9 protein-coding genes and 1 tRNA gene are annotated in these 9,835 nt (G+C 35.4%); 7 read left to right on the plus strand and 3 right to left on the minus strand.

Translation table 11 applies throughout. The features are described from left to right. Positions 1 to 9 precede the first annotated feature (9 nt). Positions 10 to 207, plus strand: coding sequence for a hypothetical protein (locus IGQ45_03585; GenBank protein ID MBF2056309.1), 198 nt, complete (start codon positions 10 to 12; stop codon positions 205 to 207). Positions 208 to 367: 160 nt separating this feature from the next. On the opposite strand, the gene IGQ45_03590 is transcribed toward IGQ45_03585, so the two are convergent. Then, a complete protein-coding gene (locus tag IGQ45_03590; GenBank protein ID MBF2056310.1) occupies positions 368 to 2,149 on the minus strand; it encodes a Na+:solute symporter in 1,782 nt (593 codons plus the stop codon). Between the two features lie 105 nt (positions 2,150 to 2,254). On the opposite strand from IGQ45_03590, the gene IGQ45_03595 reads away from it, so the two are divergent. Then, a tRNA-Arg gene (locus tag IGQ45_03595) sits at positions 2,255 to 2,328 on the plus strand. Between the two features lie 127 nt (positions 2,329 to 2,455). On the opposite strand, the gene IGQ45_03600 is transcribed toward IGQ45_03595, so the two are convergent. Then, complete coding sequence (locus IGQ45_03600) at positions 2,456 to 3,406, minus strand: aldo/keto reductase (protein ID MBF2056311.1); 951 nt, start codon at positions 3,404 to 3,406, stop codon at positions 2,456 to 2,458. A gap of 42 nt (positions 3,407 to 3,448) precedes the next feature. Between IGQ45_03600 and IGQ45_03605 the strand changes: the two genes are divergently transcribed. The 5 genes from IGQ45_03605 to IGQ45_03625 all read left to right on the plus strand — a co-directional run bounded on the left by IGQ45_03605 (position 3,449) and on the right by IGQ45_03625 (position 8,456). After that, positions 3,449 to 3,739, plus strand: coding sequence for a TIGR03792 family protein (locus IGQ45_03605; protein MBF2056312.1), 291 nt, complete (start codon positions 3,449 to 3,451; stop codon positions 3,737 to 3,739). Positions 3,740 to 3,742: 3 nt separating this feature from the next. Continuing rightward, on the plus strand, positions 3,743 to 4,378 hold the full coding sequence (locus IGQ45_03610; GenBank protein MBF2056313.1) for a Uma2 family endonuclease: 636 nt from the start codon (positions 3,743 to 3,745) through the stop codon (positions 4,376 to 4,378). A 450-nt stretch (positions 4,379 to 4,828) separates the two neighbouring features. Then, positions 4,829 to 6,733: a DNA primase gene (locus IGQ45_03615; protein ID MBF2056314.1), complete on the plus strand. Its 1,905-nt coding sequence runs from the start codon at positions 4,829 to 4,831 to the stop codon at positions 6,731 to 6,733. A 323-nt stretch (positions 6,734 to 7,056) separates the two neighbouring features. Then, positions 7,057 to 7,608 carry a photosystem I assembly protein Ycf4 gene (locus IGQ45_03620; protein MBF2056315.1) on the plus strand — a complete coding sequence of 184 codons (552 nt, stop codon included), beginning with the start codon at positions 7,057 to 7,059 and terminating at the stop codon, positions 7,606 to 7,608. A gap of 239 nt (positions 7,609 to 7,847) precedes the next feature. Continuing rightward, positions 7,848 to 8,456 (plus strand): exopolysaccharide biosynthesis protein, encoded by a 609-nt coding sequence (locus IGQ45_03625; protein MBF2056316.1) that lies wholly within the window; start codon positions 7,848 to 7,850, stop codon positions 8,454 to 8,456. Between the two features lie 283 nt (positions 8,457 to 8,739). Here IGQ45_03625 and IGQ45_03630 read toward each other — a convergent pair whose 3' ends face one another. Then, entirely contained in the window at positions 8,740 to 9,627 is an 888-nt protein-coding gene (locus tag IGQ45_03630) for an AEC family transporter (GenBank protein MBF2056317.1), read from the minus strand. Between the last annotated feature and the right edge of the window lie 208 nt (positions 9,628 to 9,835).

The raw sequence follows: 9,835 nt of genomic DNA on the forward strand, positions 1-9,835 counted from the left end.
AAAAATTTTATGAATAACCCTATATTATTTGCTGTTGCCGGAGAATTTCCCACTTATTTCGTGGTGGTTTATGTGGTTGGTTTCATTGCAGCCGTTGTCATTGGTTCAATGGCGTGGTATGCCTCCAAGCGCCCGGCTGGTTGGGAAGATGCTAAAAAGCCCGACTTTATTCCGGATGTAAAAACCCCTGATAAAAATAATGAATAATTGATAATGAAAGGAATGAAGAATGTAGAAGTGATTGTTTTCTAAATTCTACATTCTAAATTCTAAATTTCCTCCCTTTCTCCCTTTCTCCCTTTCTCCCTGTCTCCCTGTCTCCCTTTCTCCCTGTCTCCCCTTCTCCCCTTCTCCCTTTCCCCAAAGACTAACTACCGGGGCGGGGGAAAGGCGCCCTCCCCCGTTTATTAAGACGGCGTAACCAGAAATAACCCAGCGCCCCCACCACCAGCGACACCCAAGCAGTGAGAGATTTAAACAACAGAAAACCACCAATAGCTAACATCGCGCCAAATAAAATCATTACCCCAGCAACGACTCGTTGCAAATCTAAACCAAGATTTTGTATAGGTTGAACCCCCGTTGCTTCCTGTTGCCTTTGCCATCCTAAACCGGCTGGGCGCACCCGTAAATAAAACTTAGTTAAAGTTTCCTCCGACTCAGGAGGAGTCAAAAACATTGCCGTAATCCACATTACCGCCGTAATACCCGAAATCATCATTAACCTTAAACCGAAATCCGCAGGGAATAAATTAAGATTAGGGATTGTACTGACTAAACCGATAATAAAACCAGTCACCATCGCCGTTAACTCAGCCACCGCATTAATGCGCCACCAATACCATCGTAAAATTAACACCAAACCCGGACCTGTGCCAATGGCGATCACCAAACGAAACACCGTAGCAATATCTTGAGCAAAAAAAGCAGCCACAGCGCCCACCACCGTCACCAATACCGAAGCAAGTCGCCCCATCAAAACCAACTCAGCTTGAGACGCAGAAGGCTTAAAAAAACGCAAATATAAATCATTAGTTAAATAAGAAGCACCCCAATTAATAGAAGTAGAAACTGTACTCATGAAAGCAGCAATCAAAGAAGCCACCACCAAACCAAGAACAATCGGGGGGAGAAATTCTAACATCAATAAAGGATAAGCCAATTCAGGATCATCAAGATTAGGATAAATCACCAAACCAGCCAACGCCACAATAAGCCAAGGCCAAGTCCTCACCATATAATTGAGGATATTAAAAAACCAAGCCGCTTTTTCCGCCTCAGCCTCATTTTTAGCCGCCACCAAACGCTGAATAAACTCCCCTCCCCCATCACTGCGGCGAAAACTCCACCACTGCACCAACATATAAGCCGAAAACGTAGTTAGGCTAATCCCGGCAAAATCACTCCACTGCCAACCATTAGCGCCCTTCACCAACGGCACAAAGGCTAAAACGTCAATTTCTGTTATTTCTTGCACCTGACTGACTAACTCACGCATTCCCCCCACATGATTGACAGCATAGAATGCCACCAAAAAAGCACCCAATAAAGCCAAGAAAAATTGAAAGAAATCCGTGACGACAACTCCCCACAAACCAGCAAAACCAGCATAAATTAAAACAAAAATACTAACAAAAATTACACTCCATAACTTGCCACTATCTCCCACATCTAAGCCCAAACTTTCCCATAACTGCAAAGCAGACACCACCTTAACCATGGCCAACATAGCGTAACCAATACCAATACAGTTAATCGGCACAGCGAATAAAAAAGCCTTCGTAGCGCGTAAAATTGCCGCCATTTTGCCACCGTAACGAATTTCCGTTAACTCCGCATCCGTGACTAACTCGGAGCGTCTCCACAACCGAGCGAAAATATAAATTAACACCACATGGGCAAAGCCAAAACTCCACCATTCCCAATTTCCGGCAATGCCCCTAGAAGCCACCACACCGCAAATATACAAAGGGGTATCAATGGAAAAAGTAGTCGCTGCCATACTTGTACCAGCTAACCACCACGGCAACGTGCGCCCGGACACAAAAAAATCCTCTAAACTTTTTGAGGCTTTTCCCGATAAATATATCCCCACTGCCATGGTAATTATTAAGTATAATAATACTACAATCCAATCGATAACTTGCATAATTTGCTTAAATTGCCAACATTTACCGCTAGATTATAACCATTAATCTTGCATTTTTAACAGAAATAAGCGATAATGGTATTCCGATGTTGACATCCTCAACGAGGGTACGTAGCTCAGTGGATTAGAGCAACCGCCTTCTAAGCGGTCGGTCACAGGTTCGAATCCTGTCGTACCCGTTTCTTGTTTTTAAAAATATTTTGATGAGTATTTCTGTCAAAATAAGGGATGGTGGGCATTGCCCACCCTACAAATTATTCGATTTTGAGTAAATCTCTCGCAAAGGCGCAAAGGCGCAAAGTTTGACTAACTGTTAAGCCAAGGGCGACTAATATCTTCTAATTTTGCCACTTCATCCGCCGAAAGGGAAAAAGTCAGCGCCCCCCCGTTTTCTTGGGCTTGTCGAGCATTTTTAGCGCCCGGAATGGGGATAACGTTATCTTGTGCCATTAACCAATTTAAAGCAATTTGAGCAGGGGTTTTATCATATTTTAGTCCCAATTCTCGTAAACAGTTTAACACAGGAGCAAGTTCTTTTAAACCATTAGCACTAAAACGAGGGTCTAATTTCCTGCCTCCGTCTGGTTTTTGAGGATTATCTGGGTTATACTTACCAGTTAGTAATCCTTGGGCTAAAGGGCTATAGGCGAGAATTGTTACGCCTAAATCTTGAGCGGTTTTAATAATGCCCTTGCTTTCTACTTTACGAGTGATGAGGGAATATTTGACTTGATTGACCGCTAGGGGTATATTTCTTTTGCCTAAAATTTCCGTTGCTTTTTTCATCTCCTCCGCCGAATAGTTACTCACCCCCACCGCGCCGATTCTTCCAGCCTCCACTTCATCGGCTAAGGCGTTAAGTAAAGTATTTTGACTCATCAACATGAAAGGCCAATGAACTTGATATAAAGGGATGTAAGATAGTTGTAAACGTTGCAGACTGTTGGTAACAGCGCCCTTCACCGCATCGGGAGATAATCGCCAAGGCAAGGGCGCGTATTTAGTGGCAATCTGCACATTATGCCCAGTTTTTTTGATAAATTCTCCCAATAATTGCTCTGATTTACCGTTACCATAAACTTCCGCTGTATCAAAAAAGTTAACCCCCGTGGCAATGGTGGCGTTAAAGGCTTCTTCCACATCGTTTTCACCGTAGTTGGCGCCGTAATTCCAAAAAAACGCATCACCCCAAGCCCATGTGCCAATACCTAATGCTGATACTTCTATGTCTGTTGTGCCTAGCTTTTTGGTGTTCATAATTGTTATATTAAGTTTTGTTAAGTATTATAACAAGGTAATATGGTGGTTGAATGGCTCAAATTTGAAGTTGCCAAAGCGGATCAAGCAGTATTTTTACAGTATGATGAGTTAATTTGGACAAGGGCGCTGGAACGTTATGATGGTTTTATCCAAAAACAAGTATGGTTAGAGGGTGATAATAAGGTTATTTGCGTGATTTGGTGGGCGCATCGTCAGTTATGGAAACAGATACCTCCTGATGATTTGACGGCTATTGAAGAGGAATGGGGTCGGGCGCTGGGCTTAATTCCTTATAATTTATTAGAAGTAAGAGAGTTTGAGGTCATTTAAGTTATGTTGACTCCACAACTAGAAAATTTATTGATTAATCAAAAGTTAATAAATGCAGAAACAGATACTTTATTTAGTATCAATAATATCTCTTGGCTACAATACGAAATTTTATTAAATAAACTGGATGATATTGCTAAATTTAGAATTAAGTATTGCGAAGGAATTTTAACGATTATGTCTCCTAGTCGTAACCATGAAATATTAAAAAAACGTATAGCAATTTTACTAGAAATTTATTTAATAGAACATAATATTAATTATTATCCTACTGGTTCGACAACTTTCCGTAAAGAAGAAAAAAGAGGAGGATTAGAACCAGATAAAAGTTATTGTTTTCATGAATTAAAAGAATATCCAGATTTAGCTATTGAAGTAATATTTGCTAGTATTGATTCTCTACAGATTTACCACAAATTAGGCGTTAAAGAAGTCTGGTTTTGGCAAAATGAACAATTATTTATTTATCATTTATGCTCAGAGAATACATTAGAATTTAGCTCAAATTATGGATATGAATTAATAGAATATAGTAAATTATTCCCTAACCTAAACATCACAATATTTACTGAGTATATTAAACATCCTAACCCTTTAATTGCCTCAAAGAATTTTCGTCAATCGTTTAATTTATCTTGAGATTTACTTTTAAGTAAATTCTAATTATGATCTAAAAATCTAAATCTAAAATTATCAAAAATTTAGCCATACGAAAATAGTAATTAATTATCGAATAATAAAGAGTTTAAAAACCCATTTTTTAAGACGTAAAAAAATTATATCAAGTCCGTTTGATTACTTACAAATTAGTAATATCAATATCTTAGTTCAATTTATTGAACGTAAACCTATTAGCCGTGTAATTCATTACACGGTGGGTAAATTACGAAGAGATAATCTATTTATAACTAATTATCCGAACTTGATATTAGTTCAATTTATTGAACGGAACACCATTAGCCGTGTAATTCATTACACAGTGGATAAATTACGAAGATATAATCTTTTATAACAGATTTCCGAACATGATATTAATGGTAGTCTAAGCTATCTTTAATTTTACCTTTGCCCTTTTGACTTATTAAATAAATGGACTATATTCGACTACATCCTGAAACCATTGCTGAAGTTAAAGACAAAATCGATTTAGTAGAAATTATTTCCGATTATGTAGTATTACAAAAAAAAGGGAATGAATTAAGCGGTTTATGTCCTTTTCATGAAGAAAAAAGCCCTAGTTTTAGTGTTAATCCTGTTAAGCAACTTTACTATTGTTTTGGTTGTGGTGCTGGGGGTGGTGCAGTTAAATTTCTCATGGATATTAATAAACAATCTTTCAAAGAAGTTGTACTAGATTTAGCCCAACGTTATCATATTCCCATCAAAAGTTTAGCGCCCGAACAACAAAAAGAAATTCAAAGACAAATTACTATTAGAGAACAATTATACGAAATTCTGGCCGTTGCTTCCGGTTTTTTTCAGCATAGTTTACAACAACCGCAAGGGCGAAGGGCGCTGGATTATTTACAGCAAGAAAGAAAATTAGATGATGCTACCATTCAACAATTTAAGTTAGGTTATGCCCCAGATAATTGGGATACTTTATATAATTATTTGGTGGAAGTAAAACACTATTCCATTAGTTTAGTTGCCAAAGCTGGATTAATCAAAGAAAGAAAAAACGGAGGCGGTTATATTGATTATTTTAAACATCGTTTAATGATTCCTATTTGTGATAAAGATGGTCGAATAATTGCCTTTGGTGCAAGAAGTTTAGATGGCAGTGAGCCAAAATATTTAAACTCTCCTGATACAGAATTATTTTCTAAAAGTCATACTTTATTTTTGCTAGATCAAGCTAAACAAGCTATTGCTAAAAATGATAAAGTTATTATTGTTGAAGGTTATTTTGATGCCATTGCTTTACACAGTCAAAATATAAAAAATGTAGTAGCAGTTTTAGGCACAGCTTTAACCAGTCATCATGTGAAAATTCTGTCAAGATACACTGATTCAAAGGAAATCATTGTTAATTTTGATGCAGATAAAGCAGGTATAAAAGCAACAGAAAGGGCAATTAAAGAGGTAGAAAATTTGATTTATACAGGGCAACTTAAACTCAAAGTTGTTAATATTCCTAATGGCAAAGATGCCGATGAATTTCTTAATGCTAGTGATGATTCTGTGGAAAAATATCAAAGATTAATTGATTCAGCGCCCCTCTGGCTAGATTGGCAAATTGACCAAATTTTAAAAGATAAAAACTTATCAAATAGTGGTGATTTTGAGTTAGTCTTTCAAGGTATGACTAAACTGATTAGAAAAATTAGTAATGAAGTTACTAAAAATCATTATTTATTATCCTGTGCCGAGATTTTAACTAAGGGTAGAAGTCCATTAAATTCCCTCAACAGTCAAGAATTAACCAAAATTTATCACAATTTAGAAAATAATTCTAAAAGTTATCAAACTAAAGCAAAATTACCTCGCAAAAGTCTTAAATCTACGGTTAATAGTCAAGTAGAGGAAGCAGAATTTTTATTACTATTGATTTATCTACATTGCCCTTCTTGGCGAGAAACTATCGTTAATTACTTAGATGAAAAAGATTTGCTATTTAGTCTTGATCATTATCGTTTCTTATGGCAACAAATTAATTATTTCAGTCAAAATATAGATATAGATTATCATGATAATAAATTATTAACAACTTTACAGGAAAATATGGTTAATCATCCTGAATTTATCACTTTTTGGCAACCTTTATTTAATCCTAGTGAAAATAATAAGCAAAGATTATTTGCCCCAGAAAGTAATATTAATTTTGCGTTGGCTTGTTTAGAGGGCGTTAATTTAGAGAAATATAAGCAATATTGTCAGCAACAAATAACTATTTATACTAATAATCAAGACATGGAAAAAATGAGTTATTTTTTTGAAGAAATTAAAAAAATTGAACAACAATTAAAAGATTTAAAACAGTCAATTATTTAAGAATCGATGAAAAAAAGAAATTGTAGTTAAAGAATACTACAAGCATCAAAAAAATACGCAAAATTACGCTTTTTTTAAATAAAAATGCAGTTAAAATACAAAAATACATATACTACAGGAGGATAGTTAAAACTCATAATTGTCAATTATCCATTGTCAATTGTCAATTTGCCCTCACGACTTCACTAATGAGTGCAAAGCCGACTTAGTAAACCAGCGCCCTTCACCATCACCAAAACAAACTAGCATAGCCATGATATAGTAAAGATTAGGGCTATAAGCCACTAATAATATGAGAGTTTTTATCGAAAATTTAAAAAAAAATGCAGGTTAACGACTATACCTTAAAACACAATATCACAGGTTCTCGACGAATCAGTAACTTTTTAGTAGCTGGTGCCTCCACCATTGGCGGTGTCGGCTTCCTCTTAGCAGGATTATCCAGTTATTTTCACAGAGATATATTAAAATTCACTGATGTTTCAGGAGTGCAATTTGTACCCCAAGGCATAGCCTTAACATTTTACGGCGTGGCTGGAAGTTTATTAGCTACATATATTTGGTTAACAATTTTATTAAATGTTGGTAGCGGTTATAATGAATTTGACAAAAAAGCAGGAAAAGTAACTATTTTTCGCCGTGGTTTTCTAGGAGAAAATCGTCGTGTTGAATTAGTCTATGACATTAACGATGTACAAGCAATTAGGGCGGAAATTAAGGAAGGTTTAAACCCAAAAAGAACCTTATATTTAAGAGTAAAACCAAAAAGAGATATACCTCTAACCCCTGTAGGTGAACCTATTGCCCTCTCTAAACTAGAGAATCAAGCAGCAGAATTAGCTCGTTTTCTTACTGTGCCTTTAGAGGGTTTATAAACTATTAATAACTTTTAAAAAAAATTAATTTTATCAGGGGTAAATCCTTGTGTAATTCTTACTATTTAATAGTGTATAAGTAAATAAGTTTTGCTGAATAAATAAAAACCTTTATTAAACAAAAGTTTATGGATAACTAACAACTCATTGTCAATTGTCTATTATCCTGACGACATCACTTCTCAGCAACCCTAAAAAACAATCCAGCGCCCTTCACCATAACCAATTAGATAAAATTTATGGCAAAATTATCCGTCAAATTGGATAACTATTTATTCGCTACCGAAAGACAAGAAAAAATCACTTTCGATGATTTAATGACTTTAGCAGGAGAAAGTATATTCGGTTTTTTATTAGCGGTGTTATCTTTCCCCTCGGCGTTGCCAATTCCAGCACCCGGCTATTCCATACCCTTCGGTATTTTGATATTTTTATTGGGAATGCAACTGGCGACGGGCGCTAAAACTCCATGGCTACCAAAACGATTAAAAAAAGGTGCAATGAAAAAAACTATGGCACAAAATTTTTTTAAAAAAGGTTTGCCATGGCTACAAAAAATTGAAAACATCACAAAACCACGTTTGACCTATATTTGTAATACACCCCTAGGAAAAGTTTTTTTAGGCGTAATCATTGCTTTAATGGGCATTTCCATGATGATACCCATACCCGGCACCAATACAGCGCCCGCCATGGGTGTATTCATCATCGGTTTTGGCTTACAAGAAGATGACGGTTTAATCTGTTTAGCTGGATTTATAGTTGCTTTAATTGCTGGGATTCTTTCTGCTTCTATTATTATTGGAGCAATTTGGGGAAGTACAAATTTATTAGAGATGATCCGTTAACCAAAAAAGATCATCAAATCCTAATTAGGGTTTGCTGAATAACTCAGAAACCTAATTAAACAAAGACTTTAAGCATAATTTACATTAAAAAAAGTGCAAAAAATAACGTTTTTTCTTCAAAAATACTGTATTTCTTAGTTACGAATCAAAAATAATTGATACAAATGAGTAATTTATGAAAAATAACTATTTGGCTAAAGTCTTTCATTAATAAGCATTTCACCTCAAACCTGACACCCGAAGCCTGACACCTCCCCTCACCACAATACTTTTTCAGCAACCCCTAATTGATTAAACCGATAATAATTGGCAATGAAATAAAACTCATCACCGTAGAAATAATAATAGTTTGAGCGACTAAAACATCATTACCGCCAAATTGTTTTACCATTACTAAGCTATTAACTGCCGTAGGCATGGCAGTTTGTAAAATTAACACCTGTAAATCTAACCCTGATAATCCCGTTAACCCACCCACAAAATAAGCAATTAACGGAGCAAAAATTAATTTGATTCCTGCTAGTAAAGATACCTCTAAATTAAACTCAAATTTACTTTGTGATAACTGCATTCCTAAAATAATCAAAGCCGTAGGAATAGCCGCAATACCTAATAACTCTAAACTTTTACCTAGATTAAAAGGTAGTTGAATAGATAAAAAATTTAACAGCGCCCCTCCTAGCATTGCCCACACTAAAGGTAAGCCAAGAGTTAATTTAATGCTCTTTTTAAAACTTTGATTACTAAGAATTGCTGGTAACATTCCAAATAAAAAAATACTGGAAGCAATCATATAAATAACCGCTCTTTCCAAACCGCCATTACCCAAGGCAAAAGTAACAATAGGTAAGCCCATATTTCCATTGTTGGGAGAAAGAATGATAGCAAAAAAACTTTGTTTATTTTTTTGTTTTATATGAAAAATTTTACTAAAAATTACTATTAAAAAATAGAGAATAGCTGAAATTATAGTGTAATTGAATATGATCAAAAATATGCTATTTCCTGATACTGTAGTGCGATAAAGACTATCAGCAACAATAGCTGGAGCGAAAATATAAACACTTAATTCACATAAAGTAACGGTATCCAAGTTCAATTTCTGTCCAGCAATATAACCCACTAAAATAATTACAGCTACGGGCAAAACTGCCGACAAAATAACTACCATAAATAAATTTAAGTTTGATGTTAATTTTTATTATAATTCAAAAGCAATGAAAACATTATCACAGTCAGTTATAAGTCATAATAATTATCTTATAGCAATCCGTTCTGATTTGTGAGAATTTAATGAAAAGCGATTCTCCCCTCGCCCTTTGGGAGCAGGGTGTTTTCAAAGTCAGGATCAAAATTGATTTGTTTTTGACAAGAAGACA

The sequence above is a fragment of the Cyanobacterium sp. T60_A2020_053 genome, from assembly GCA_015272165.1.
Classification (GTDB): Bacteria; Cyanobacteriota; Cyanobacteriia; order Cyanobacteriales; family Cyanobacteriaceae; genus Cyanobacterium.

Excerpts from the sequence above, each read along its gene's own strand:
- IGQ45_03615 (MBF2056314.1), top strand. The coding sequence starts at position 4,829 with ATGGACTATATTCGACTACATCCTGAAACCATTGCTGAAGTTAAAGAC.
- IGQ45_03630 (MBF2056317.1), bottom strand. The coding sequence starts at position 9,627 with ATGGTAGTTATTTTGTCGGCAGTTTTGCCCGTAGCTGTAATTATTTTA.
- IGQ45_03605 (MBF2056312.1), top strand. The coding sequence starts at position 3,449 with ATGGTGGTTGAATGGCTCAAATTTGAAGTTGCCAAAGCGGATCAAGCA.
- IGQ45_03585 (MBF2056309.1), top strand. The coding sequence starts at position 10 with ATGAATAACCCTATATTATTTGCTGTTGCCGGAGAATTTCCCACTTAT.
- IGQ45_03610 (MBF2056313.1), top strand. The coding sequence starts at position 3,743 with ATGTTGACTCCACAACTAGAAAATTTATTGATTAATCAAAAGTTAATA.
- IGQ45_03590 (MBF2056310.1), bottom strand. The coding sequence starts at position 2,149 with ATGCAAGTTATCGATTGGATTGTAGTATTATTATACTTAATAATTACC.
- IGQ45_03620 (MBF2056315.1), top strand. The coding sequence starts at position 7,057 with ATGCAGGTTAACGACTATACCTTAAAACACAATATCACAGGTTCTCGA.
- IGQ45_03625 (MBF2056316.1), top strand. The coding sequence starts at position 7,848 with ATGGCAAAATTATCCGTCAAATTGGATAACTATTTATTCGCTACCGAA.
- IGQ45_03600 (MBF2056311.1), bottom strand. The coding sequence starts at position 3,406 with ATGAACACCAAAAAGCTAGGCACAACAGACATAGAAGTATCAGCATTA.